The organism is Pseudotabrizicola alkalilacus (assembly GCF_003443995.1).
GTDB lineage: Bacteria > Pseudomonadota > Alphaproteobacteria > Rhodobacterales > Rhodobacteraceae > Pseudotabrizicola > Pseudotabrizicola alkalilacus.
The window spans coordinates 343,388-367,326 of record NZ_QWEY01000002.1 but is presented as its reverse complement, the minus strand read 5'-3'; the positions used below and the strand labels follow the sequence as shown (position 1 = coordinate 367,326).

The window sequence follows — 23,939 nt, the reverse complement described above, 5'->3', positions numbered from 1 at the left end:
GCAAACCGGGGCCGGACAACGGCACCCTTCAGGGAGACGACAATGAATCGCAGAACACTTCTTGCCACGGCAGCACTGGGTCTGGGCCTTGCCTTCGGCGGTGCCGCAAGCGCGCAGGGCATGGACAAGGTCAAGGCCTGCTTTGTCTATGTCGGGCCGATCGGGGATCTTGGCTGGACCTATCAGCACCATCAGGGTGCGCTGGAGCTGGTGGAGACCTATGGCGACAAGGTCGAGATCGCCTATCAGGAAAACGTGCCCGAAGGCGCCGATTCCGAACGGGTGCTGACCCAGATGGCGCTGTCGGGCTGCAACATCATCTTTACCACTTCGTTCGGCTATATGGACCCGACCAACACGGTCGCGGCCAAATTCCCCGACATCAAGTTCGAGCATGCGACCGGGTACAAGCGCGACCATGCCAACGTGTCGACCTATAACGCCCGCTTCTACGAAGGCCGCGCGATTCAGGGCCATATTGCGGGCAAGATGACCAAAACCAACAAGATCGGCTACATCGGCTCGTTCCCGATCCCCGAGGTGGTGATGGGGATCAACAGCTATTACCTGCACGCCAAAAAAGTGAACCCCGATGTCGAGCTGTCGGTGGTCTGGGCCTTTACCTGGTTTGATCCGGCGAAAGAGGCCGATTCTGCCAAGGCGCTGATTGATCAGGGCGTGGACGTGATTGCCAGCCACACCGATTCGACCGCACCGCTGGCCGAAGCTGCCAAGACCAATGGCGCAGTGATCGGCTTTGGTCAGGCGTCGGACATGGCCGATTACAAGCCAAGCCCGCGCGTGTCATCGATCATCGACAACTGGGCCCCCTATTACGTGAAACGGGTCGGCGCGCTGCTGGATGGCACCTATGAACAGGTGGACAGCTGGGCCGGCATTCCCGAAGGTGAGGTCGAGATTGGCGAGATCACCGATGCGATCCCTGCCGAACTGAAGGCCGAAGCCGAGGCGATGCGCGATGCAATCGCGGCGGGCACCTATCATCCGTTCACCGGGCCGATCAACAAGCAGGACGGGACAGCGTGGCTGGCCGAAGGGGCGGTTGCTCCGGATGGCGATCTGCTGGGCATGAACTTTTACGTTGAAGGCATTTCGGGCGACATTCCGAAGTGATCCTGTGATCTGACGCTGAAAAGGCCCGTGCTGTGCGCGGGCCTTTTTCTGTGCATCCGGGTTTTGGGGCATCCGGGCCGGTTTCCCCGCAAAAGCGTCGCCGGGGGTTTGCCCTGTGGCACTTTTTCCCGGTATCTGTGCGACTGAATCGGTGTGAGGGAGATGCGGGCGATGGATGCAGATGTGGTGATCATTGGCGGCGGCATTGCCGGGGTGTCGCTCGCGGCACGGCTGGCACCCTTTTCCTCTGTGCTGCTGCTGGAAGCTGAACCTGTGCTGGCGCATCACGCTTCTGGCCGGTCGGCAGCGCTGTACGAGCCGCGCTATGGCAGCCCGGCGGTGGTCGAGCTGTCGCTGGCCTCATCCGGGTTTTTCCATCAGACAGAGGGGATCCTGTCGCCGCGCGGGTTGCTGATGGTGGGGGGCGCGGGCCATGCCGCTGCCTTTGCCACCGAGTCGGCAGCCATGGGGCTGGAGCCGCTGACGGTGGCCAAAGCCTGCGCCATGGTGCCGGTGCTGGACCCGGCGGCGATAACGCTGGCGGCCTTTTCGCCCGATGCCTGGGACATCGACACCGACCGGCTGTTGCAGGGATTTGCCCGCACCGCCCGGACAGCGGGGGCTGTGCTGCGCACGGGGGCTGCGGTGACAGCGATTGGCCGTAGCGGCGGGCTGTGGCAGCTGACCACGGCGCAGGGGCTGGTCACGGGCCGCGTTCTGGTGAATGCCGCCGGGGCCTGGGTGGACCGGGTGGCGCAGATGGCGGGGGTGCGGCCTTTGGGCTTTACGCCCTATCGCCGGTCGATGGCACGCATCCCGGCGCCGGATGGCATGGATGTGGCCCGCTGGCCGATGATGTTTGGCGCGGGCGAAAGCTGGTATGCCAAACCCGATGCCGGGGCGTTGATCGTCTCACCCGCCGAAGAACATGCGGCAGAGCCACATGACGCCTGGGCCGATGACATGGTGCTGGCCGAAGGGCTGGCGCGCTATGAGCAGATGGTGACCGCCCCGGTGACGCGGCTGCTGTCAAGCTGGGCGGGCTTGCGCACCTTTGCCCCCGACCGCGCGCTGGTGATCGGGGCGGACGCGCGGGAACCGTCGTTCTTCTGGCTTGCGGGACAGGGCGGACAGGGGTTTCAATGCTGTCCCGCCGCCAGCCAGCTGGCCGCCGACCTGATCTTGGAGCGGCCTGCCGAAGTGGCAGCCAGTCTGGTTCAGGCATTGTCACCGGGACGTTTTGGCGCGTAACAGAGGCGACCCATCGCGCGTTGGCTCAGGCCCGGCGGAGTTTTGCCAGACCGGGCCGCGCCGCGCGCATTTCCTGTGGTGACACCACCCCGGAATTCCGGCACCTTTGGCCAATGAAAACCATACTTGCCCTGTTCCTCGCCCTGTCGCTGGCCGCCTGTGGCGGCCCCCGCTCTGCCCTACGTGACGTTGGCCCACCCCCGCCCGCCGGTGCGGTCATTGCCCCCGATTTCGGCGATCGCAAGCCGCACCCCTGGGATGGGCGCGCACCTTCGGCCTATGCGGTGCATGGCACCGACACCTCGCGCTACCAGCCGCCGGTGGACTGGCGGACTGCGCGGGCGAACGGGGTCAACTTTACTTTCGTCAAGGCGACCGAAGGGGCCGACGATGCGGACCCGATGTTCCGCGAGCATTGGAACGCCGCACGCGCGGCCGGGGTCGCGACCGGGGCCTATCACTTCTGGTATCACTGCGCGCCGGGCCGGGCGCAGGCGCAGAACTTCATCCGGCGGGTGCCAAAGGCTGCGGGAGCTTTGCCGCCAGTGCTCGATCTGGAATGGACACCGTTTTCGCCCACCTGCACCCGCCGCCCGCCACAAGCCGAGCTGCTGGCTGAGGCGCAGGTCTTCATCGACACCGTGGCTCGGCACTATGGCCAGATGCCGCTGGTCTATGTCAGCCCCGACATCTTTCACGCCCGGGAATTGTGGCGGCTGCGCGGGGTGGAGTTCTGGCTCCGCTCGGTGGCGAACCACCCGTCAAAGGTCTACCCCGGCACGCGCTGGACGTTCTGGCAGTATTCCGGCACCGGACAGATTCCCGGCAAGGCGGGTGACGGCGATCTGAATGTGTTCTCGGGCAATGCCGCCGAGTGGCGCGACTGGCTGGCGCGGCGCGCGCATCGCTGAGCCACAGCACCTGTGGCCGCCCCCGGGGGCTGTCTGCCCCCGGACCCCCGAGAGTATTTTTGAAAGCAGCAAATCAAAGAAAGGCCTTTGGCTTGCTGCTTTTGAAATACTCCGGGGTCCGGGGCAGCGCCCCGGGGTGTCAGCCATCGAGCCGGATGCGGGCGTTGGCGGGATCGAACGGGCTGTCCTCGACCACCACCGCGTCCCATTCCTGCAGCAACATTTTCACCTTGAGCTTCGTGCCGACCTCGGCCAGATCGGGGCGGACATAGCCCATGCCGATCTGCTTGCCAAAGGCCACCGAGTAGCCGCCCGAGGTGAGGCGGCCGATCTTCTCGCCGTTCAGCAGCAGCGCCTCTTTGCCCCATGGGTCGCAATCTTCGGGGCCGTCGATCAGCAGAGTGCAGCATTTTGAGCGGATGCCAGTGGCGAGCATGGCGGCTTTGCCCTGAAACTCTTTGTTCAGGTCGACGAAACGGTCGAGCGCGGCCTCCAGCGGGGTCGCATCGCGGCCCAGCTCATTGCCAAAGGCGCGGTAGGATTTTTCCTGCCGCAGCCAGTTCTGCGCGCGGGCACCGACCAGTTTCATGCCGTGTTTCTCGCCCGCTTTCAGCAACAGCTCCCACAGATGGCGCTGCATCTCGATCGGGTGGTGCAACTCCCAGCCAAGCTCGCCGGTATAGGCCACGCGGATGGCGCGGACCGGGACCATGCCAAGCTCGATGTTGCGCATGGTCAGCCAGGGGAAGCGCTTGTTCGACAGCACGGTTTCCGGGTTTGCGTCTTTGACGATCTCTTGCAGGATCTTGCGTGCATTTGGTCCGGCAAGGGCAAAGACGCCCCATTGCGTGGTCACGTCATGGATGTCGATGTGGCCGAACTCCGGCGCTTTGTCTTCGGCGCATTTGCGCAGGTAGTCGCTGTCGTAATCGGTCCATGCCCCCGCTGACACCAGATAGTATTCATCCTGCGCCAGCCGGACGATGGTGTATTCGGTGCGGGTGGTGCCGGTCGGGGTGAGCGCATAGGTCAGGTTGATGCGGCCGACGGCGGGCAGCTTGTTGCAGGTGAACCAGTCGAGGAACTGCGTCGCCCCCGGCCCGCGCACCAGATGTTTGGTAAAGGCGGTGGCGTCGATCAGACCGGCGGTTTCGCGGATGGCTTTCGCCTCATCCACCGCATATTGCCACCATGCACCGCGCCGGAATGACCGGGCGTTGTGGTCGAAATCTTCCGGTGCATCCTTTGGCCCGTAATAGATCGGGCGTTCCCAGCCGTTCACTTGCCCGAACTGCGCGCCAAGCGCCTTTTGCCGGTCATAGACCGGGGCGGTGCGCAGCGGGCGGGCGGCTTCGCGTTCTTCATCGGGGTGGTGCAGGATGAAGACATGCTCATAGCATTCCTCATTCTTGCGGGCCGAATATTCGGTGGTGATCCACTGGCCATAGCGGCGCGGGTCAAGGCTGGCCATGTCGATCTCGGCCTCACCTTCGGTCATCAGCTGCGCGAGATAATGGCCGGTGCCACCGGCGGCGGTGATGCCAAAGGAGAAGCCTTCGGCAATCCACATGTTGCGCAGGCCCGGAACCGGGCCGACCAGCGGGTTGCCATCGGGGGTATAGCAGATCGGGCCGTTGAAATCGTCTTTCAGCCCCACGGTTTCCGACGACGGCAGCCGGTGGATCATCGACATGTATTCCGCCTCAATCCGCTCCAGATCCAGCGGGAACAGGTCGGCGCGGAACGACTGCGGCACGTCATACAGGAAACGTGCGGGCGCGTTGCGCTCATACGGCCCCAGAATCCAGCCGCCACGCTCTTCGCGCACATACCATTTGGCATCGGCATCGCGCAGCACCGGGTGTTCGGCATTGCCCGCCTTGCGCCAGGCCACCAGTGCCGGGTCGGGTTCGGTGACGATATACTGATGCTCGACCGGGATCGCGGGCAGCTTCACGCCCAGCAGGCGGGCGGTGCGTTGCGCATGGTTGCCGGTGGCGGTCACCACATGTTCGGCGTGAATTTCAAATGTCTCATCCGAGGCGACCAGATTGCCGCCCTGTTCCACCATACGCGCGCAGGTCACGATCCATTCTGATCCGGTCCAGCGGTAGCCGTTGACCTGAATCCTGCGCTCGATGGTCGCGCCGAACTGCCGCGCGCCTTTGGCCATCGCCTGCGTCACATCGGCCGGGTTGATGTAGCCGTCCTGCGGGTGATAGAGCGCGCCGACCAGATCTTCGGTATTCAAAAGCGGCCAGCGGTCCTTCATCTGCGCGGGTGTCAGAAATTCATGGTACACCCCGGCGGTTTCCGCGACCGATGAATACAGCATGTATTCATCCATCCGCGCCTGATGTTGCGCCATCCGCAGGTTGCCGACCACGGCAAAGCCCGCGTTCAGGCCGGTTTCCGCCTCCAGCGATTTGTACAGATCGACCGAGTATTTGTGGATATGGGTTGTCGCATAAGACATGTTGAACAGCGGCAGCAACCCGGCGGCGTGCCAGGTCGAGCCAGCGGTCAACTCGTCACGCTCGACCAGCATCGTATCCCAACCAGCCTTTGCCAGATGATAGGCGATGCCGTTTCCGACGGCACCGCCACCGACAACAAGCGCTTTGACATGAGTTTTCATTGGGCGACTCCGGGAATGACGTTTCGTGACATCAATGCCCGATCATGGCGCGGGCGGGCAATATCCCCCGACCTTTGACAGACGAAAACGACATTGGCGGATGACAGGGCGTGCTTGACACCGGAACGGGCGCTGACCAGAGAGGGCAGCATGATCCGGCACGCCCTGTTCCGTTCTGACCTGATCCGCAGCATCGGCATTGCGCTTGTGCTGCCGTTTCTGCTGCTGTCGCTGATTGCGCCGGGATACATGCCGGTGCGCGATGCCGATGGCACGCTGCGCATGGTGATCTGTGCCGAGGGCGGGCCAGTCGAAGTGGTGCTTGATCTGAACACAGGCGAGCCTGTGCAACCGGCACCAGAAGACAATCGCTGTGACTGGGCGCAGATGGCTGTGGCCCATCTGGTCGTGGCGCAGCCCCTGCCCCGGCCGCCGCTGGTGGTATTGGTGCTGCTGGCTCCGGCCTTGCCGGATGACCTGTGGCACCCGGCCCATGACCCGCGCGGGCTCTATGCACGTGGCCCACCGATCCTGACCTGATTTTCCGTCAAACCCACTTGTCGAAATCAGTTCAAGGAGCTGGCAGAATGACTTCTGTCCCAATGCAAGACGTGTCGAAATCCGACACGCACCGTTTCTATTTCATCGCCTGGCGCTGGCATTTTTACGCCGGGCTGTATGTCATTCCGTTTCTGGTCATGCTGGCCGTCACCGGCTTGATCATGCTGTGGATCAGCGCGCTCAGCGACATCCATGGCGAGCGCAGCATTGTGCCGATCACGGGTGCGCCGATGGCCGTTTCAGCGCTGCAACCGCTGGCCGAGGCGGTGCTGCCAGACGGGGTGGCGCAGCAATATCTGGAACCGTTGGCCGCCGACCGTGTGGCGGTGTTCAAGGTAAGTGATGGCAGCGCGACCCTTGCCGTTGTGATCAACCCCTATACCGGGACAGTCATGGATACCTTCCCGTGGCGCGCCGGGTGGTATGATTTCGCCAATGACATCCACGGCAGCCTGCTGATCGGCGATCTGGGCGATTATCTGATCGAGGCGGCGGCCAGTCTGGGCATCCTTCTGGTGGTCAGCGGTCTGTATCTGCACTGGCCGCGCAAGGCCAGGCTGCGGCAGATGCTGGTCCCCAACCTTGCCGCGCGCGGGCGTGGATTGTGGAAATCGCTGCACGGGGTGGTCGGGGTCTGGATGTCGGTGGTGATGGTGGTGTTCCTCATCTCGGGGCTCAGCTGGGCCGGGATCTGGGGGGAAAAGATGGTGCAGGCTTGGAACACCTTTCCCGCCGAAAAATGGGGCGCGCCCCTGTCGGACAAGACCCATGCCGCCATGAACCATGGCGCAGCCAAGGAAGTGCCCTGGGCGCTGGAGCAGACACCGCTGCCCGCTTCGGGGTCTCTGGTGGGGGCGCAGGCGGTGGCGGCCCCGGTCGGAATTGACAGCGTGGTGCGGTTTGCACGCGAGCTGGGCTTTGCCGGGCGGTTTCAGCTGAACCTACCAAACGGGGAAACCGGAGTCTGGACCATCAGCCATGACAGCATGTCGAATGATGGCAATGATCCGTGGCGCGACCGGACGCTGCACATCGACCGCTATACCGGCAATGTGCTGGCCGATGTCGGCTATGCGGATTACTCGGCCTATGCCAAGGCCATGGCCTGGGGCATTGCCTTTCACGAGGGCGATATGGGCGTATGGAACATCGCGTTGAACACGCTGTTCTGCCTGTCGATGATCTTTCTGCCGTTGTCCGGTCTGGTCATGTGGTGGAAGCGTCGGCCCGTAGGCGCATACCGAATCGCAGCCCCACCACGCCCGCGCGATCTGCCATTCTGGAAATCCGCTGCCACCGTCGTGGTGGTACTGGGAGTACTGTTTCCGCTGGCAGGCATGGTGATGCTGGCCATTGTGGTGCTGGACTGGCTGGTTGTGCGCCATGTTCCCGCGTTGCGTCAGGCGCTGTCCTGACGCGGGGATGCACCGGGTCTGGCCCGGTGCATCTGCCCTGACGAAAGCGGTCCGTAACGCAAATTGCGGATTTGGGTTCCGCGAAATACGCAAAACAAAATCGGCGGCATTTCTGGAACAGATCGCGCTGCGGGGTGTTTGTTGTTCATACCGACGGCAGAGAGGGTCGCCCAAATGACCAATCCCCTGCTGTCATCGCATGAACAGGAGACGACCATGAAAAAGCTTTTTGGAACATCCGCTCTCGTGATGGCTCTGGCAATGCCGACCTTTGCTCAGGACACCACCGCGCCTGCCCAGATCATGCCCGCAGATGGCGCAATGGCCACCAACTCGCCCTATCTCGCAGGCGTCAACAATGGTGTGCGTGCCTCTGACTTCATCGGCAAAACCATTTATGTGACTGAACAGGACACTTCTACCATGCCGGTTGAGGCGCTTGCTGCCGCCGATGCGTCGTGGGAAAATGCCGGGTCGATTTCGGACATGATCATCACTCTGGACGGTGAAACCCAGGCTGTGCTGGCAGATTTTGGCGGCTTCCTCGGAATCGGTCAAAAGACGGTTGCACTGTCGATGGACGATCTGGTGATGGTGCCGGACTCGAGCAGCGCAGATGACTACTTCATCGTATTCCACGGCACCCGCGCCGCTCTGGAAGGCGCACCTGAGTTCAACCCGGATATGGTGTTCGCTACCGAGCCGGTTGATGCCACCATGGCCCCGGCAGACGGCACAGCGCCGATGGCTCCGGTCGATGGCACGGCTCCAATGACCCCGACGGACGGTGTGGCTGGGACCGATCCGGCCATGACTCCGCCTGCTGACGGCACCGTTGCGATGGACGGCACCATGGCAGATGGCACCGTTGCTGACGACGGTCTGGTCGATCTGGCCACGATGACCGAGGCTGATCTGATCGGCAAACGTGTCATCGGTCTGAATGATGAAGATGTTGGCGAAATCAGCGCCGTTGCGATCGGTGCCGATGGTGCCATCGAGGGGGCTGTGGTCGATGTCGGCGGTTTCCTCGGGATCGGCGAACGTCGTGTTGCGCTTGGGTCGGAAACCCTGACCATTGTCCGCAACGCAGGTGGCACGATTGACCACTTCCGCGTGACGATGACGCAGGACCAGCTGGAAACGCTGCCTGAATATCAAGGCTGATCCGACGCTGTAAGGTTGTTGATTAAGAGTGCCGGGCGGGATGGTGAAAACCATCCCGCCCTTTTTCATGCCGTCAGCCCGTCAGCCGGCGCCCCAATGCTGTGGTGGCGGTAAAGATCAGGGCGGCAACGACAATCACCGACGGTCCAGCAGGCGTATCCTGCCAGAGCGAAAGCTGCAGCCCGCCCAGCGCCGAAACCGCGCCAATCAGAATGGCAAGGCCCGCCATCACCTCGGGCGTGCGCGACAGACCACGGGCAGCTGCGGCGGGAACGATCAGCATCGCCGCAATCAGCAGGGCACCGACCACTTTGATCGCCACCGCAACCACAATCGCCAGCGCGATCGTCAGCACCAGACGCTCGCGGTCGGGGTTCAGACCGCTGGCATGGGCCAGATCCTCATTCAGCGTGGCGGTCAGCAGCGCCTGCCAGCGCCAGGCCAGCAGCGCCAGAACCACCACGGCCCCGCCCCAGACAAAAGCCAGATCGCCCCGGCTGACCGCCAGAATGTCACCGAACAGCCAGGCCGAAAGGTCGGTGCGCACCCCCGGCACGAACGACACCGCCACCAGACCAAAGGCCAGCGCCGAATGCGCCAGCACCCCCAGCGTGGTATCCATCGCCCAGCCCTTGGCCGCCAGCGTGGCGACAGTGACGGCCATCGCCAGTGACACCACCATGATGCCAAAGCCCACCGGCAGATCGGTGGCCAGTGCCATCGCCACGCCCAGAATGGCGGCATGGGCGGTGGCATCGCCGAAATAAGCCATCCGCCGCCAGACCACGAAGGAGCCCAAAGGCCCGGTGGCAAGCGACAGGCCAACCCCGGCAAGGGCGGCGCGGGTCAGAAAATCATCAAACATGGCTGTGATCGTGTATGTGAGAGTGGTCGTGGCTGTGGTCATGATCGTGCGTGTGATCATGGTCATGGACGTGTTGGTACAGCGCCAGCGCGCCCTTGGTCCCCAGACCGAACAGCGCGCGATACTCCGGGGCCGAAGACACCACATGCGGCGTGCCTTCGCAGCAGACATGGCCGTTCAGACAGATCACCCGGTCGCTGGCCGCCATCACCACATGCAGGTCATGGCTGACCATCAACACCGCGACGCCACTGGCGGCGCGCACATCCTCGATCAGCTGGTAGAACCCGGCCTCGCCCGGCTGGTCGAGTCCTTGGGTCGGTTCGTCCAGCACCAGAAGCTGCGGGTCCGACAGCAGGGCACGGGCCAGCAACACACGCTGCAACTGGCCGCCCGACAGGCTGGCCATCTGCAGCGCTGCGACCGATGGCACGCCAACCCGAGCGAGGGCTTGGGTGGCCGCCGCATCGCTGACCCGGACCGGAAGCGACAGGAAGCGGCGCACGGTCATCGGCAGGCTGCGGTCCAGCGCCAGACGCTGCGGCACATAGCCGATGCGCAGACCCGGCGCGCGCTGCACCCGGCCCTGCGCCACCGGCACAATCCCCAGCAACGCCCGCAACAGCGTGGATTTGCCCGACCCGTTGGGGCCGACGATGGTGACAATCTCGCCCGGCTTGACCGCCATGGTGACATCATGCAGCACCTCTGCCCCGCCAAAGCGCACGCAGATATTGTCAGCGCGGATCAGCCCCATCATGCCCCCACACGGCAGGCGGGGCAAAGCCCCAGCGCCTCGATGTTCGACCGCTCCACCACAAACCCGACCTCGGCGGCGGCGGCATCCAGCGCGGCACGCACCGCTGCCGCCGGAGCCTCGGCCACCATATCGCAGGATTTGCAGATCAGGAAAGCGGGCGCATGGACCTCGCCCGGATGCATGCAGGCGGCAAAGGCATTCAGGCGGCGGATGCGATGGGCAAAGCCCTGTTCCACCAGAAATTCCAGCGCCCGATAGGCCACCGGGGGCTGGTTGCCAAAGCCATCTGCCGCCAGCCGTTGCAGCACGTCATAGGCCCCCATCGCCTTGTGGCTTTCCAGCAGGATCTCCAGCACCCGCCGACGCACCGGGGTCATCCGCGCGCCGGAGGCCACCGCCAGAGCTTCGGCCCGTGCCAGCACATCCGCCGCGCAATGCGCGTGGTCATGGCTGGCAAACGCCAGATCAGGCGTGGCGCAGCCGGGGCAGTCATCCCCGGCAGATGCATGGGAATGATCGCCCTTTGCGTGGTCATGCGGCACAGCAGGCTCCTCTCGGGTTGACCAGTTATGATATAACATAGATAAGGCGGACAGAGACGTTCAGAAAGGCCTATCCGATGCGTTATATCATATCCCTTCTCTTGGCCAGCACCGCCCTGCCCGCCGCCATCCTGCCTGCCATGGCCGAAGTGCCGCGCGTGGTGACCGACATTCCGCCGGTTCACGCGATCACGGCGCAGGTCATGGGCGATCTGGGCCAGCCAGAGCTGCTGCTGGACCGCGGCGCCAACGCCCACAGCTATCAGATGCGCCCAAGTCAGGCCGCAAGCCTTGCCGATGCCGGTCTCGTGGTCTGGATCGGACCGGAAATGACGCCGTGGATGGAGCGCGCGCTGGACGGGCTGTCGCCCGACGTGCCGCGCCTTGGGCTGCTGGCGGCCGAGGGCACCCACCTTCAGGAGTATGGCGACATCAGCGCACATGATCACAGCGATGACGATCATGCCGGGCATGACCATGGGCATGACGACCACGACCATGCCGAAGAGGCAAAGGCCGAAGCGCATGATCACGACCATGACGATCACGCCGGGCATGACCATGGGCATGATCACGATGGACATTCCCACACGGGCGTCGATCCGCATGCCTGGCTTGACCCGGCGAATGCCTCGGTCTGGGCCGGCGCAATCGCCGCCGAACTGTCGCGGCTGGACCCGGAAAACGCGGCGACCTATGCGGCCAATGCCGAAGCCGCAAAGGCCGGCTTTGCCGCGCTGGATGCCGAGCTTGCCGCCACACTCGCCCCGGTCGCGGACAAACCCTTTGTGGTCTATCACGATGCCTACGGCTATTTCGCCAGCCACTACGGGCTGACGGTTGCCGGGTCGGTCGCACTGGGCGATGCCAGCTCTCCAGGTGCGGCGCGGCTGCGGGAATTGTCGGCAACGGTTGCCGGTGGTGGCGCGCTGTGCCTGTTCCCCGAAGGTCAGCATGACCCGGCATTGGTCACACAGATGGCCGATGGCACCTCGGCCCGGATCGGCGCGGCGCTGGACCCGTCGGGCAGCACCATCGAGCCCGGCCCGGATGCCTACGGCGCGCTGATGCGGGCACTCGCGACCACGATCGCGTCCTGCCTGAACGGCTGACCCTTACGATGAGCAGACAGCAAAGGGGCCGGGTTCACACCCGGCCCCTTTTGCATGGGAAATCCAGACTCTGCAGAAAGCCCTACCCCTCGACCGCGCCCTGCCCCGTGGCGCGGAACCAGCGGATGATGGCAAGGCGTTCTTCGGGTTCCATATAACTCAGGTTGCCCGGTGGCATGGCGTGGCTGACCCCCGCCTGCATGTAGATGCGCCGCGCCTCCTGCGCGATCTGTGCCGGCGTTTCCAGCACCACGCCCTTGGGTGGCCAGACCATCCCCTCCCACGACGGTTCCGCCGCGTGGCACATGCTGCAGCGGCCCTGCACGATGCCCACCACATCGTCAAAGCCCGCTGCCGCCGCATGCTGCACCGCTGCCCCCGACAGTGCCGCCTCTGGGTCCGGCACCGTGCGCAGCGGCGCGGTGGACAGCCAGGCGATCAGCAGGAACAGGATAGCGGTGACGCCCCAAGTCCAGTGCGGATTGCCCTTACGCGCGTGTTGCGTGTTGAACCAATGCCGGATCGTCACCCCCATCAGGAACACCAGTGACGCAATGATCCAGTTATACTCGGTCGCAAAGATCAGCGGGTAGTGGTTGGACAGCATCAGGAAAATCACCGGCAGCGTCAGATAGTTGTTATGCGTGCTGCGCTGCTTGGCGATCTTGCCGTATTTCGGGTCCGGCTTGCGCCCGGCTTTCAGGTCGGCCACCACGATCCGCTGATTGGGCATGATGATCATGAACACATTCGCGCTCATGATCGTGGCGGTGAACGCCCCCAGGTGCAGCAGGGCGGCGCGGCCGGAAAACACCTGAGTGTAGAACCACGACATGCCAACCAGCACCCCGAACAGCGCCACCATCAACACCGTCTGATCGGCATTCACGAACACCCGGCACAGGGTGTTGTAGGCCAGCCAGCCAAAGGCGAGCGAGGCCAGCGAGATCAACACCGCCTGCCAGACCTGCAAATCCATCACCTGCGGGTCGATCAGGAACATCTCGGCCCCCAGATAATAGACCAGCACCAGCATGGCAAAGCCCGACAGCCAGGTGGCGTAGCTTTCCCATTTGAACCAGGTCAGATGCTCGGGCATCATCTCGGGGGCCACCAGATATTTCTGGATGTGATAAAACCCGCCGCCATGGACCTGCCATTCCTCGCCATGCGCCAAGGGCGGCAGGCTGGGGGTCTTGCGCAGGCCAAGATCCAGCGCCACGAAATAGAACGAAGATCCAATCCAGGCGATGGCCGTGATCACATGCAGCCAGCGCACGCCGATCTCGACCCATTCCCACATCACCGCCAGATCATACATCTTCCGTCTCCCCGTCTGCCCTTTGGCACTCAGCCTCTGCCTTGGCACAAACGCTATACCGCCGGGGCATCTTCTGTTAATCCTGCGAAATGCCGGATCACTTTCAAATCGGGCAATATAATGGGATGTGCCCAGATGTCCTACGTCAATACCATCCGCATGTTTGTCCGTGTCTATGAATTGGGCAGCATGAGCGGGGCGGCGCGCGATCAGCGCACCTCGCCCGCTGTGGCTTCGGCCCGAATCTCCGAGCTGGAAAAGCACCTCGGCGTGCGGTTGTTCAACCGCACCACGCGCAGTCTGCAACCCACCGAAAATGGCCGCATCTTTTACGAAGGAGCTGTGCGGATTCTGGAGGCGATCGAGGATGCCGAATCTGCGGTGATGGATGTCACCCAGAACCCGCGCGGCACGATCTTTGTCGCGGCTCCGCTTGGCATCGGGCGGCGGTTCATTGCGCCGCATGTGCCGACGTTCAAAGACCTCTATCCGCAGATCGAGGTGCGGTTGCGCCTGTCTGACCGCGGGGTGGATGTGGTCAGCGAAGGTATCGACGTGGCCTTCCATCTGGGGATTCTGGAGGACAGCACGCTCAAGGTGCGGCTGATCGCCGACTGCCACCGCATTCTATGCGCCGCCCCCGATTATATCGCGCGGCGCGGAATGCCGACCGATGGCGCAGCCCTGCTGCGTGACCGGCATGATTGCCTGAACCTGCGCTATCCGGGCGCCAAGGAGTTTCAGTGGACCCTGACCACACCCGAAGGCCCGCGCCGGTTTGAAATCTCCGGTCCTTACGAGTCAGATGATGGCGATGTGCTGACGCAATGGGCGCTCAGCGGGCGGGGGATCGTGATGAAGCCGCAGTTTGAAGTGGCCGACCATTTGCGGGCGGGAACGCTGGTGCCGGTGGCGGTCGCAACCCCGCCGATTGCGGTGCAGCTGTCGAGCCTGAGCCAGCACCGGCGGCTGAAAGACCCCAAGGTGCGGCTGTTCACCGATTACATGGCGGCAAAGATCAAGGAAGAGCTGCGCCGCGCGATTGACGGCTGATCGGTGCGTCGCAGAAATGCAAAACGCCCGCGCCAAAGGGCGCGGGCGTTTCTGTTCGCAGGGCAGATTACTGGATCTGCTGGCCGTTCACAAAGATCGACCCGCCTTCACGCGCCTCGATCTTCGATGTCAGTACATCGTCACCTTCGGGCTTGCCGAACATCGCCATCATCATGCGCGCGCCCATGGCATCCTCTTCGGTGATGACGCCCAGTTTGATCATCGCGTCGATCACCTTGTTGCCGCCTTCGAGCCGCACATCGGCAGTGCCGACCGGCAGCGGCGGGCCGCCCATGGCCACCATCGAATTGTCAAAGGTGAATGCCCCCGTGCCGGTAGCCACAGCCCCCAGCGCCTTGAGCGACAGCGCGCGGATGTCGAGCGTTTGAAGCTCTGGCATCACAGCGGGGGCGGTGTCGGCCTCGCCTGCCATGATCAGATCAAGCATGTCGATCTTTGCCTCGCCCCCCAGATCAAGGGCCAGATCCAGCGGCCCCCGCTCCAGCACGGCGGTCGGGTCGATCATGCCCCAAGCGGCTTCATCCAGCACCAGATTTTCGAGCTTGAGCTCAAAGCCATACTCCCCGGCCTCTTCTCCGGTAACCACCGGCATGCCAAGACCCAGCACAAAGGCCCCGGTCGACGCATTCACCGGGGCGGGCACCATCGGCGGGCGCAGGTTCAGCTCCATGCCTTCGACACTGGTCGCGACAGCGAACTCATCAGCATTCATCGTGACCGAGGTGACCCCCGGCTCTGCCGTAAAGACCATGCTCATCGGCAGCATCGGGTTGTTGTCGGTCATCTCGCCTTTGGAGATGCCTTGCGTCATCTCCAGGCTTACCCCCAGACCAGCGCGCACGGCTTCGGCAAAGGCGGCGCTGTTTTGCAGCGACATCAGGTCGATACCTTCAGGCAGTGTCAGTTCACCCGTCATGACCAGATCGGCGGTGTCGCTGATCTGCGCCCCGTCAATGCCAAGCGCCGGGTCTTTTTGCTTGATGTCATACACCAGCTGATCCGCCGACATTTCCATCCCAAGCGCGTCAAGGCCGCGCGTGTAGCGCCCGCCAACCGAGATCAGGTTGAAGTTGCCGTCAAAGGTGCTGTCCCCGTCTACAACATTGACCAGCACGTTCAGGCTGTCGGCATCAATCCCATACCCCAGACCGCCCGCATCTTCGAACGCGCTGACCGACAGCTCTTCGTGGTTGATCACCACATTCGCCGGGCCGGTGATCTGCAATTTGATCTCGCCGGGGAAAAAGGCGACGCTGCCGTCTTCCTGCTCGACAATCGAAACCTCGGAAATCGTGGCAATCGCAGGCTCGCCCTCCGGCGCGATGGTGACGCCATTCAGCGTCAGCTCACGATCCCCCGGCACTTCGGTCGCCACGGTGATCTTCATCCCGCCCGAAACGGCGGCGGCTTGCAGATCGGCCCAGACCTGATCGACGGTCAAGGCCGCCTGCGCCGTGCCACACATCAAAAACGCCATCACCGGCGCTGTCATCAATACATTGGTCCTGAGCATACCACTCCCCCGGAAAACTGCTGTCGTTATTGCGCGACAAAACCGCGTTTAACCGCTGAGCGCAAGGTCAGGTTTCAGATACCCGTCGTCAGCTGCCCCGGTAGGTGGAATAGGCAAAGGGCGAGATCAGCAGCGGCACGTGATAGTGCTGATCGGCATCCGGCACACCAAAACGGATCGGAATTTCGTTTAAAAACAACACGTCACCCGTGGACTGCCCGGACGCGCGCAAATAATCGCCCGCAAAGAACACCAGCTCATAGGTGCCGGTCTTCAGCGTATCACCGGCAAGAAGTGGCCCATCGGTGCGCCCGTCACTGTTGGTCACAACCTCGGCAATCTTTTTGTGCGAATTGCCGCTGACCCGGTAAAGCCAGATTTTCACCCCTGCCGCCGGTTTGCCCAATGCCGTATCCAGCACATGTGTTGAAAGCCGCCCCATCGCCCACTCCCTTGATCCGTTCCGGCGTGTATCACAGCACGAAACGGCGGCCGATACGACCATGTCATCGCACAATATGTCTTTCGTGAATTTATTGATAAAACGCGGGTAAATTCCCGCCTATCCTACGGCAATGCTTGAAAGTGAGGTTTCCCGGTGAACCGCTACCCCCGAGATTTTCGCGGCCACGGCCCCGATGCCCCCGATGCGCAGTGGCCCAATGGCGCGAAGATCGCCATCTCTCTGGTGCTCAACTACGAAGAGGGCGGCGAGAACAACCTTTTGCACGGCGACGCCCAGTCCGAGGCTTTCCTGTCCGACATCGCCGGGGCCGCGCCCTGGCCGGGCTTGCGGCACTGGAACATGGAATCGATCTACGATTATGGCGCGCGGGCCGGGTTCTGGCGGCTGCACCGGCTGTTCACCACACGCGACCTGCCGGTCACTGTCTATGGCGTCACCAGCGCCTTGGCCCGCAACCCCGAACAGGTGGCGGCGATGCAGGCTGCCGGATGGGAAATCGCCAGCCACGGGCTGAAATGGGTCGATCACCGCGACATGCCGGAAGAAGACGAGCGCGCCCAGATCGCCGAGTCCTTCCGCCTGCATGAAGAAGTGACAGGCGCGGCCCCACAGGGCTGGTATACCGGGCGCTGTTCAATGAACACGGTCAGGCTGACGGCAGAGACCCGCAAACTGGCGTGGATTTCCGACACCTATGACGACGACCTGCCCTATTGGCGCGAGGTGGGTGACCATGATCAGCTGGTGATCCCGTATACGTTGGAAGCCAATGACATGCGGTTTGCCACAGCGCCGGGCTATATCACCGGCGGTCAGTTCTTTGACTATCTCAAGGACAGCTTTGACACGCTCTATGCCGAAGGGGCCGAGGGCCGGGCCAAGATGTTCTCCATCGGCTTGCACAACCGCCTGATCGGGCGGCCGGGCAAGATCGCCGGTCTGCAGCGCTTTCTCGACTATGCCCAAGGGCATGAGGGCGTGTGGTTCCCGCGCCGCATCGACATTGCCCGCCATTGGGCGGCTACCCATCCGCACCAACGCTTTGAGCGGCCCAGCCAGATGGCCCGCGCGCGTTTTGTCGCACGCTTCGGGGGGATCTTCGAGCATTCGGCCTGGATTGCCGAACGGGCGTTTGATCTGGAGCTCGGCCCGGCGCATGACTCCGCCACCGGCCTGCACGCGGCACTGACCCGGATGTTCCGCAGCGCCCGCCCGCAAGAGCGGATGGGTGTGCTGACCGCCCACCCCGATCTGGCCGGAAAGCTCGCCGCCGCCAAGCGCCTGACACCGGAGTCCACCGCTGAACAGGCCAGTGCCGCGCTGGATGCGCTGACCGATGCCGAACGCGCGCGGTTTCAGCAGCTCAACACCGACTATGTGGCAAAGCACGGCTTTCCCTTCATCATCGCGGTGCGCGACCATGACAAGGACAGCATTCTCGCGGCCTTTGCCGCGCGCATCGCCAATGACACCGCCACCGAATTCGCCACCGCCTGCGCTCAGGTGGAACGTATCGCTCACCTGCGGCTGAAAGACATCCTGCCATGACCCAGTATTACGCCCCCCCCGGTGGACTGCCGCCGCAAACCCAGCTGATGACCCAGCGTGCCGTGTTCACCCCGGCCTATGCCTTTATCCCAAAGGGATGCTTTTCCGACATCGTCACCAGCGCGCTGCCCGGCTGGACCCGCACCCGGCTCTGGTTGATCGCCCGGCCGATGTCGGGATTTTCCGAAACCTTCAGCCAGTATGTGATGGAAGTCGCCCCCGGCGGTGGCTCTGACGCGCCGGACGCCGAGGACGGCGCAGAACACTGGCTGTTCTTTACCGATGGCCTTGCCACCCTGACCATCGACGGGCAGGGGCATGAGATGGACGCGGGCGGCTATGCCTATATCCCCGCTGGCCGCCGCTGGACCCTGCTGGCCGAGGGCAATACCCCCGCCCGCTTCCATTGGCTGCGCAAGCTCTATGAGCCTGCCCCCGGCGTCGCAAAGCCTGATCCGATCCTGATCAACGAACGCGATGTGCCCTTGTCGCTGATGCCCGATACCGGTGGCGTCTGGGGCACCACCCGCTTTGCCGACCCCGATGACCTGCGCCACGATGCGCATGTCAATATCGTGACCTTCCAGCCCGGCGGCACCATCCCGTTTGAAGAAACCCATGTGATGGAACACGGGCTTTACGTGTTGCAGGGCAAGGCGGTCTACAAACTCAATCAGGACTGGGTCGAGGTCGAGGCCGGCGATTTCATGTGGCTGCGCGCCTATTGCCCGCAGGCCTGCTATGCCGCAGGCCCCGGCCCGTTCCGTTATCTGCTTTACAAGGATGTGAACCGCCACGCCAAACTGCGCGGCCCCGGTGCCTTCGGGGCTGCCAGATAGGCCTGCCCTGCTCATTTTCTGTCTCCAAATATCCCACGGGGGTCTGGGGGTGTGAAACCCCCAGTCGCCCTCAGCCAGAAAGCGCACCCGATGCAGGTCATCACCCCGGCCCCCCTCACCGCTGACGCCTTCGCCCCTTTTGGCGATATCCTTGACGCCACCGGCGATTTCCGGCTGATCAACGCGGGCCTGTGCCAGCGCCATCATGACCGCGCGACGCTCGATTTCGGCCCCGACGGCCGCGCCGGGATTTCGGTGTTTCAGGCCGAACCCCGCGCCCTGCCCTATGAGTTCGACCTGATCGAGCGTCACCCCGATGGCTCGCAGGCCTTTTTGCCGATGACCCGGCACCCGTTTCTGGTGATCGTGGCCCATGGCCCTGACACCGCACCCGTCGCGTTCCTGACCAATGGCGCGCAGGGCATCAACCTGCGGCGCGGCGTCTGGCATGGGGTGCTCACCCCCCTGCACGCCCCCGGACTTTTTGCCGTGATCGACCGGATCGGTCCCACGCCAAACCTCGAAGAACACCGCTACAGCGACAGCTGGACGGTTCTCGCGCCCTGAGGAGGGGGCGCGACCGACCGTCTGCGCCCCAGGGCAGCGCAGGCGAAGACCGAACAGTTGCCCAAGGGAGAGGATTTCCACAGATGACAAGTTCCGCAATGGGAACGCCGGAGCAACTCCGCGATCCTGACTACATGCCTGCCCTGGGGCGGGCGATTCCGCTGGGCATCCAGCACGTGCTGGCGATGTTCGTCTCGAACGTAACCCCTGCCATCATCGTCTGCGGTGCGGCGGGCATCGGCTTTGGCTCGGATCAGGGCGCGCTCGGCTTTCCCGACATGACCTACATGATCCAGATGTCGATGCTGTTTGCGGGGGTGGCGACACTGTTCCAGACCATCGGCATCGGCCCCATGGGCGCGCGCCTGCCGATCGTGCAGGGCACATCCTTTGCCTTTGTCCCGATCATGATTCCAGCCGTGGCCGGCCTTGGCACCGCGGGGCTGGGCGGGCTGATGACCGGGGTGGTGCTCGGCGGCATCTTCCACTTTTTCCTCGGCTTCCTGATCGGCCGCATCCGCTATGCCCTGCCGCCGCTGGTCACCGGGCTGATCGTTCTGATGATCGGTCTGGCGCTGGTGAAGGTCGGCATCCAATACGCCGCTGGGGGTGTCCCCGCGATGGAAGCCGGAATGCGGGCAATTGCCGAGGCCAAGGCCGCTGGCGTGCCGGTGGACTGGAGCACGATTTCCTTCGGCAGCTTTGCCCAATGGGCCCCGGCGCTGCTGGTGATCCTCGTCACCCTCGCCATAAAGTTCTTTACCCGTGGCTTCATGGCCGTGGCCGCCGTGCTGATTGGCATTATCGCGGGCTATATCCTTGCCTTGTTCATGGGGCAGGTCAGCTTTACCGCCATCGAGCGCGCCGGGCTGTTCGCCCTGCCCAATCCGTTCCGCTGGGGGTTCGAATTCAACGCCGCCATCATCATCGGCATGTGCTTCATGGCCTTGATTTCCGCGATCGAGACAGTGGGCGACGTGTCCGGCATCACCAAGGGCGGTGCCGGACGTGAGGCCACCGACAAGGAAATCGAGGGCGCAACCTTTGCCGACGGCGCAGGTTCGGCCATCGCGGGCCTGTTCGGCGGGTTGCCCAACACCTCGTTCAGCCAGAACGTCGGGCTGATCGCCATGACCGGGCTGATGAGCCGACATGTGGTCACCATCGGCGCGATCTTCCTGATCATTTGCGGTCTGGTGCCCAAGATCGGGGCAGCAATCAACACCGTGCCGATCAATGTGCTGGGCGGCGGCGTGGTGGTGATGTTCGGCATGGTCTGTGCCGCAGGCGTCAACATGCTGTCGGATGTGAAATGGAACCGCCGCAACATGGTGATCTTTGCCACCGCACTCTCGGTCAGCCTTGGCCTGCAACTGGTGCCCGAGGCGCTGCAACATATGGGGGCTACCGCGCAGATTTTGCTGACCTCGGGCCTGTTGCCTGCCGCGGCCATCGCCATCATCCTGAACCTTGTGCTGCCCGAGGATGCGGGAGAATAAGTAAAGCGCAGTCACAAGCCGCCGCCAGTCTGCGGCTTGTGACCCACCAAATCCCCTGCGCTACAGCTTCAGATCATAGGTGACCCAAGGCGTGCGCGTGGACACCTGATCGTAAAGCCCGCGTGCGCGGTAATTGGTCTCAGCCGTGATCCAGCGGATCACCGTCCAGCCCCGGCGGCGGCCCTCGGCCTCCACCCCAGCAATCAACGCCGCCGCAACACCGCTGCCCCGCGCGCCCGGATCGACAAACAGATCATCCAGAAATCCGCCGGTGCTGGCGGACAGCGGCCGCGCAAAGGCGCGGAAATGCGCCAGACCCAGCACCTGCCCCGCCTGCTCTGCCACCAGCGCCTCGACCTCATGGCCCGGATCGTGAACCCAGGACCATACCCGCGCGCGCATCTCTTCGGTCTGTGTGACACCGTAAAACCCGGCATAACCTTCATAAAGCGCTGACCATGCGGCAAAATCGGCGGGTTCCGGCTTGCGGATCTGCATCATCCTCTCCTTTTTCATGACATGAATATTCCCCGGCCCAAAAGGCGGACGCCTCCGGCGGGAGTATTTGGCAAGCAGCAAAACCAGTCAGGCATTGCTGCTTGCCAAATACTCCGGGGGTTTGGGGGGCAGCGCCCCCATCCGCGGAGCCAAGGGCCGAAGGCCCGCTGGCGACACAAAGGTCTGCGCGCACTGCGCGCTCCATCAGATCCCGCCGGGCCAGTTCACCTCATCCGCAAGGCGACATCCAGCATCCGGTTGGAAAAGCCCCATTCGTTGTCATACCAGCCAAACACCCGCAGCATCCCGCCTTTGGTGACTCGCGTTTCCGGCGTGGCCATGATGATGCTCTCGGGCCGGGCGCGCAGGTCGGTCGAAACCAGCGCCCGGTCGGTCACGCCAATGACACCCCCCGCCTCGTGGAACGCCGCATTCGCCGTCGCCGCCGTCACCGGCCGCGCGGTCATTACTGCCAGATCAATGCAGGACACGCTGGCCACCGGCACCCGCACCGCAGACCCCTCGATCCGCCCGGCGATTTCTGGCAGCACATGATCGAGCAGGCGCGAGGCGCTGGTGGTGGTCGGCACCATCGACAGCGCCGCCGCGCGCGAGCGCGCGTAATCCGCCGCCGGGGCATCCACCGTCGGCTGGCTGCCGGTATAGCAATGGATCGTCGTCATAGACCCGGTGACCACGCCCCATTCGCGTTGGATCAGTCGCACCAAGGGGGCCAGCGCATTGGTGGTGCAGGACGCATTCGACACGATGGCCTGATCGGTCAGGCCTTCGTCATTCGCACCCAGCACCACCGTCACCTCTGCCGCCTGCGACGGACCCGAGATCAGCACCCGCCGAGCCCCGGCCCGCAAGCCGCGTGCGGCCACTTCCCGGCTGTCCGCCCGTCCGGTGCATTCCATCACCACGTCAACGGAGCCGAGATCAACGCCCGACAGATCCGCCGCCCGGTGCAGCGGGATCGCTTGCCCGTTTACAACCAAAGCACCGTTTTCAAGCGCAACCGTGCCGCGCCAGGGCCCGAACACGCTGTCATATTCGAACAGATGGGCGCACATCTCAGGCGCGGCGATATCGTTGATCCCCACCACCTCCAGCCCCGGCCACTGCGCCGGGGCCAAGGCCCATGCCCGCAGGACCGAGCGCCCGATCCGGCCAAATCCGTTGATGAAAACCCGCATGATGCACCTCGTTCACAGGCGGCAGGATCAGCACGCCTCCGCCACACGCGCAAGCGCGGCTTTGTCACCCGGACAAGGTTTCCGGTTCCAACCGTGGCCTAAATCTCCACCACGCTGCCCTGCCCGCGTTCTACCGCCCGGCGCACCGCCATCGCCGCCACCGCCAGATCCTGCAAGCCAACCCCGGTGCCGTCAAACAGCGTGATCTCGTCATCAGACCGCCGCCCCGGATGCCTGCCGGTGATCACATCGCCCAAAGGCGTGATCGCCGTCGCATCCAGCAGGCCAGCCGCCACCGCATGCTGCGCCTCACCGATCGACACCGACTGCGCGATCTCGTCGGCAAAGACCGAAGCCCGGCCCAGCAGCGCAGGCTCCACCTCCTGTTTGCCGCGCGTATCGGTGCCCATGCAGGCCAGATGTGTGCCAGGGGCAACATGCCGGTCCAGCAGACTGGCGGCAGGCGAAGAGGTGATGGTCACGATCACATCGGCCTCGACCATCCGCTCCAGCGGCACTGCCTCGAACGGCAGCCCCAGCTCCGCCGCAATCGCGCCCAGACGGTCCAGCATCTCGGGGTGCAGGTTCCAAGCGATCACCCGCTCAAAATCCCGCACCCGCGCCGCCGCCCGCAGCTGAAACCCGGCCTGATGCCCGGCCCCCACCATGCCCAGCACGCGGGCATCGCGCCGCGCCAGCCGGTCGATGGAAATGGCGCTCGCCGCCGCTGTCCGCAGCGCGGTCAGCAACCCGCCGCCGACCATCGCCACCGGCTGGCCGGTCTCGGGATCAAACAGGAACACCGTTGACTGGTGGTTGATGATCCCATGCGCCGCGTTGCCGGGAAAGTAGCCCCCCGCTTTCACCCCCAGCTGCCCGCCCGCACGGTCAAGCCCCGACTTGAAGCCGTACTGCCGCCCCTCGCCCAGCGCCTCGCGCACCACGTCAAAGTTATAGGCCTCGCCGCGCGACATCGCGGCGAACACCGCCTCGACCGCTGCAAAGGCATCTTCCGCCGACACCAGCCCGGCAATCAGGCCCTCGGGTACGATCAGCATG

22 protein-coding genes are annotated in these 23,939 nt (G+C 63.8%); 12 read left to right on the top strand and 10 right to left on the bottom strand.

The features are described from left to right. Window positions 1–42: 42 nt before the first annotated feature. The 3 genes from D1012_RS05775 (at window position 43) to D1012_RS05765 (ending at window position 3,296) form a co-directional block, all read left to right on the top strand. Complete coding sequence (locus tag D1012_RS05775; RefSeq protein ID WP_118150382.1) at window positions 43–1,134, top strand: BMP family ABC transporter substrate-binding protein; 1,092 nt, start codon at window positions 43–45, stop codon at window positions 1,132–1,134. 171 nt (window positions 1,135–1,305) lie between these two features. After that, window positions 1,306–2,385: an NAD(P)/FAD-dependent oxidoreductase gene (locus D1012_RS05770; RefSeq protein ID WP_118150582.1), complete on the top strand. Its 1,080-nt coding sequence runs from the start codon at window positions 1,306–1,308 to the stop codon at window positions 2,383–2,385. Between the two features lie 113 nt (window positions 2,386–2,498). After that, window positions 2,499–3,296: a GH25 family lysozyme gene (locus tag D1012_RS05765; protein ID WP_118150381.1), complete on the top strand. Its 798-nt coding sequence runs from the start codon at window positions 2,499–2,501 to the stop codon at window positions 3,294–3,296. A 139-nt stretch (window positions 3,297–3,435) separates the two neighbouring features. On the opposite strand, the gene D1012_RS05760 is transcribed toward D1012_RS05765, so the two are convergent. After that, window positions 3,436–5,934 carry a GcvT family protein gene (locus D1012_RS05760; protein WP_118150380.1) on the bottom strand — a complete coding sequence of 833 codons (2,499 nt, stop codon included), beginning with the start codon at window positions 5,932–5,934 and terminating at the stop codon, window positions 3,436–3,438. A 150-nt stretch (window positions 5,935–6,084) separates the two neighbouring features. On the opposite strand from D1012_RS05760, the gene D1012_RS05755 reads away from it, so the two are divergent. The 3 genes from D1012_RS05755 (at window position 6,085) to D1012_RS05745 (ending at window position 9,077) form a co-directional block, all read left to right on the top strand. Beyond that, entirely contained in the window at window positions 6,085–6,474 is a 390-nt protein-coding gene (locus D1012_RS05755) for a hypothetical protein (RefSeq protein WP_118150379.1), read from the top strand. 47 nt (window positions 6,475–6,521) lie between these two features. Beyond that, window positions 6,522–7,910: a PepSY-associated TM helix domain-containing protein gene (locus D1012_RS05750; RefSeq protein ID WP_118150378.1), complete on the top strand. Its 1,389-nt coding sequence runs from the start codon at window positions 6,522–6,524 to the stop codon at window positions 7,908–7,910. A 216-nt stretch (window positions 7,911–8,126) separates the two neighbouring features. Then, a complete protein-coding gene (locus D1012_RS05745; protein ID WP_158569224.1) occupies window positions 8,127–9,077 on the top strand; it encodes a PRC-barrel domain-containing protein in 951 nt (316 codons plus the stop codon). 73 nt (window positions 9,078–9,150) lie between these two features. On the opposite strand, the gene D1012_RS05740 is transcribed toward D1012_RS05745, so the two are convergent. From D1012_RS05740 to D1012_RS05730, 3 genes are read right to left on the bottom strand one after another with little or no spacing between them, the layout of a single operon-like run. Beyond that, window positions 9,151–9,942 carry an iron chelate uptake ABC transporter family permease subunit gene (locus D1012_RS05740; RefSeq protein WP_118150376.1) on the bottom strand — a complete coding sequence of 264 codons (792 nt, stop codon included), beginning with the start codon at window positions 9,940–9,942 and terminating at the stop codon, window positions 9,151–9,153. Beyond that, window positions 9,935–10,699, bottom strand: coding sequence for a metal ABC transporter ATP-binding protein (locus tag D1012_RS05735; RefSeq protein ID WP_118150581.1), 765 nt, complete (start codon window positions 10,697–10,699; stop codon window positions 9,935–9,937). Before D1012_RS05735 ends, D1012_RS05740 begins: the two co-directional genes overlap by 8 nt. Beyond that, window positions 10,699–11,166, bottom strand: a complete 468-nt coding sequence (locus D1012_RS05730) for a transcriptional repressor (RefSeq protein ID WP_233517033.1) — start codon at window positions 11,164–11,166, stop codon at window positions 10,699–10,701. The genes D1012_RS05735 and D1012_RS05730 overlap by 1 nt, the downstream gene beginning before the upstream one ends. Before the next feature lie 155 nt (window positions 11,167–11,321). On the opposite strand from D1012_RS05730, the gene D1012_RS05725 reads away from it, so the two are divergent. Then, a complete protein-coding gene (locus D1012_RS05725; protein ID WP_118150374.1) occupies window positions 11,322–12,356 on the top strand; it encodes a zinc ABC transporter substrate-binding protein in 1,035 nt (344 codons plus the stop codon). Window positions 12,357–12,438: 82 nt separating this feature from the next. Here D1012_RS05725 and D1012_RS05720 read toward each other — a convergent pair whose 3' ends face one another. After that, entirely contained in the window at window positions 12,439–13,677 is a 1,239-nt protein-coding gene (locus D1012_RS05720) for a urate hydroxylase PuuD (RefSeq protein ID WP_118150373.1), read from the bottom strand. A gap of 135 nt (window positions 13,678–13,812) precedes the next feature. On the opposite strand from D1012_RS05720, the gene D1012_RS05715 reads away from it, so the two are divergent. Further along, window positions 13,813–14,730 (top strand): LysR family transcriptional regulator, encoded by a 918-nt coding sequence (locus D1012_RS05715; RefSeq protein ID WP_118150372.1) that lies wholly within the window; start codon window positions 13,813–13,815, stop codon window positions 14,728–14,730. Window positions 14,731–14,797: 67 nt separating this feature from the next. Here D1012_RS05715 and D1012_RS05710 read toward each other — a convergent pair whose 3' ends face one another. Both D1012_RS05710 and uraH read right to left on the bottom strand, forming a co-directional pair. Next, window positions 14,798–16,264, bottom strand: coding sequence for a hypothetical protein (locus D1012_RS05710; RefSeq protein ID WP_118150371.1), 1,467 nt, complete (start codon window positions 16,262–16,264; stop codon window positions 14,798–14,800). Between the two features lie 88 nt (window positions 16,265–16,352). Beyond that, window positions 16,353–16,706 (bottom strand): hydroxyisourate hydrolase, encoded by a 354-nt coding sequence (gene uraH / locus D1012_RS05705; protein WP_118150370.1) that lies wholly within the window; start codon window positions 16,704–16,706, stop codon window positions 16,353–16,355. A gap of 156 nt (window positions 16,707–16,862) precedes the next feature. On the opposite strand from uraH, the gene puuE reads away from it, so the two are divergent. The 4 genes from puuE (at window position 16,863) to D1012_RS05685 (ending at window position 21,183) form a co-directional block, all read left to right on the top strand. After that, window positions 16,863–18,278 carry an allantoinase PuuE gene (puuE, locus tag D1012_RS05700; protein WP_118150369.1) on the top strand — a complete coding sequence of 472 codons (1,416 nt, stop codon included), beginning with the start codon at window positions 16,863–16,865 and terminating at the stop codon, window positions 18,276–18,278. Beyond that, window positions 18,275–19,117 (top strand): bifunctional allantoicase/(S)-ureidoglycine aminohydrolase, encoded by an 843-nt coding sequence (locus D1012_RS05695; protein ID WP_118150368.1) that lies wholly within the window; start codon window positions 18,275–18,277, stop codon window positions 19,115–19,117. Before puuE ends, D1012_RS05695 begins: the two co-directional genes overlap by 4 nt. A 90-nt stretch (window positions 19,118–19,207) precedes the next feature. After that, window positions 19,208–19,684: an ureidoglycolate lyase gene (locus D1012_RS05690; RefSeq protein WP_118150367.1), complete on the top strand. Its 477-nt coding sequence runs from the start codon at window positions 19,208–19,210 to the stop codon at window positions 19,682–19,684. 83 nt (window positions 19,685–19,767) lie between these two features. Continuing rightward, window positions 19,768–21,183, top strand: a complete 1,416-nt coding sequence (locus D1012_RS05685; protein ID WP_118150366.1) for a uracil-xanthine permease family protein — start codon at window positions 19,768–19,770, stop codon at window positions 21,181–21,183. Window positions 21,184–21,243: 60 nt separating this feature from the next. Here the strand turns inward: D1012_RS05685 and D1012_RS05680 are convergent, their stop codons facing one another. The 3 genes from D1012_RS05680 to bhcD form a co-directional block, all read right to left on the bottom strand. Further along, complete coding sequence (locus D1012_RS05680) at window positions 21,244–21,681, bottom strand: GNAT family N-acetyltransferase (RefSeq protein ID WP_118150580.1); 438 nt, start codon at window positions 21,679–21,681, stop codon at window positions 21,244–21,246. Between the two features lie 224 nt (window positions 21,682–21,905). Continuing rightward, window positions 21,906–22,880, bottom strand: a complete 975-nt coding sequence (locus tag D1012_RS05675; RefSeq protein WP_118150365.1) for a type I glyceraldehyde-3-phosphate dehydrogenase — start codon at window positions 22,878–22,880, stop codon at window positions 21,906–21,908. A gap of 98 nt (window positions 22,881–22,978) precedes the next feature. Beyond that, entirely contained in the window at window positions 22,979–23,938 is a 960-nt protein-coding gene (gene bhcD / locus D1012_RS05670; RefSeq protein WP_118150364.1) for an iminosuccinate reductase BhcD, read from the bottom strand. Between the last annotated feature and the right edge of the window lies 1 nt (window position 23,939).

What these genes read in the sequence shown, in the direction of transcription:
- D1012_RS05775 (WP_118150382.1), top strand. Translation starts at nt 43, where the DNA reads ATGAATCGCAGAACACTTCTTGCCACGGCAGCACTGGGTCTGGGCCTT.
- D1012_RS05760 (WP_118150380.1), bottom strand. Translation starts at nt 5,934, where the DNA reads ATGAAAACTCATGTCAAAGCGCTTGTTGTCGGTGGCGGTGCCGTCGGA.
- D1012_RS05685 (WP_118150366.1), top strand. Translation starts at nt 19,768, where the DNA reads ATGACAAGTTCCGCAATGGGAACGCCGGAGCAACTCCGCGATCCTGAC.
- D1012_RS05715 (WP_118150372.1), top strand. Translation starts at nt 13,813, where the DNA reads ATGTCCTACGTCAATACCATCCGCATGTTTGTCCGTGTCTATGAATTG.
- D1012_RS05675 (WP_118150365.1), bottom strand. Translation starts at nt 22,880, where the DNA reads ATGCGGGTTTTCATCAACGGATTTGGCCGGATCGGGCGCTCGGTCCTG.
- D1012_RS05765 (WP_118150381.1), top strand. Translation starts at nt 2,499, where the DNA reads ATGAAAACCATACTTGCCCTGTTCCTCGCCCTGTCGCTGGCCGCCTGT.
- D1012_RS05755 (WP_118150379.1), top strand. Translation starts at nt 6,085, where the DNA reads ATGATCCGGCACGCCCTGTTCCGTTCTGACCTGATCCGCAGCATCGGC.
- D1012_RS05695 (WP_118150368.1), top strand. Translation starts at nt 18,275, where the DNA reads ATGACCCAGTATTACGCCCCCCCCGGTGGACTGCCGCCGCAAACCCAG.
- uraH (WP_118150370.1), bottom strand. Translation starts at nt 16,706, where the DNA reads ATGGGGCGGCTTTCAACACATGTGCTGGATACGGCATTGGGCAAACCG.
- D1012_RS05720 (WP_118150373.1), bottom strand. Translation starts at nt 13,677, where the DNA reads ATGTATGATCTGGCGGTGATGTGGGAATGGGTCGAGATCGGCGTGCGC.
- D1012_RS05750 (WP_118150378.1), top strand. Translation starts at nt 6,522, where the DNA reads ATGACTTCTGTCCCAATGCAAGACGTGTCGAAATCCGACACGCACCGT.
- D1012_RS05745 (WP_158569224.1), top strand. Translation starts at nt 8,127, where the DNA reads ATGAAAAAGCTTTTTGGAACATCCGCTCTCGTGATGGCTCTGGCAATG.
- D1012_RS05735 (WP_118150581.1), bottom strand. Translation starts at nt 10,699, where the DNA reads ATGGGGCTGATCCGCGCTGACAATATCTGCGTGCGCTTTGGCGGGGCA.
- D1012_RS05710 (WP_118150371.1), bottom strand. Translation starts at nt 16,264, where the DNA reads ATGCTCAGGACCAATGTATTGATGACAGCGCCGGTGATGGCGTTTTTG.
- D1012_RS05690 (WP_118150367.1), top strand. Translation starts at nt 19,208, where the DNA reads ATGCAGGTCATCACCCCGGCCCCCCTCACCGCTGACGCCTTCGCCCCT.
- D1012_RS05770 (WP_118150582.1), top strand. Translation starts at nt 1,306, where the DNA reads ATGGATGCAGATGTGGTGATCATTGGCGGCGGCATTGCCGGGGTGTCG.
- bhcD (WP_118150364.1), bottom strand. Translation starts at nt 23,938, where the DNA reads ATGCTGATCGTACCCGAGGGCCTGATTGCCGGGCTGGTGTCGGCGGAA.
- D1012_RS05740 (WP_118150376.1), bottom strand. Translation starts at nt 9,942, where the DNA reads ATGTTTGATGATTTTCTGACCCGCGCCGCCCTTGCCGGGGTTGGCCTG.
- D1012_RS05680 (WP_118150580.1), bottom strand. Translation starts at nt 21,681, where the DNA reads ATGCAGATCCGCAAGCCGGAACCCGCCGATTTTGCCGCATGGTCAGCG.
- D1012_RS05725 (WP_118150374.1), top strand. Translation starts at nt 11,322, where the DNA reads ATGCGTTATATCATATCCCTTCTCTTGGCCAGCACCGCCCTGCCCGCC.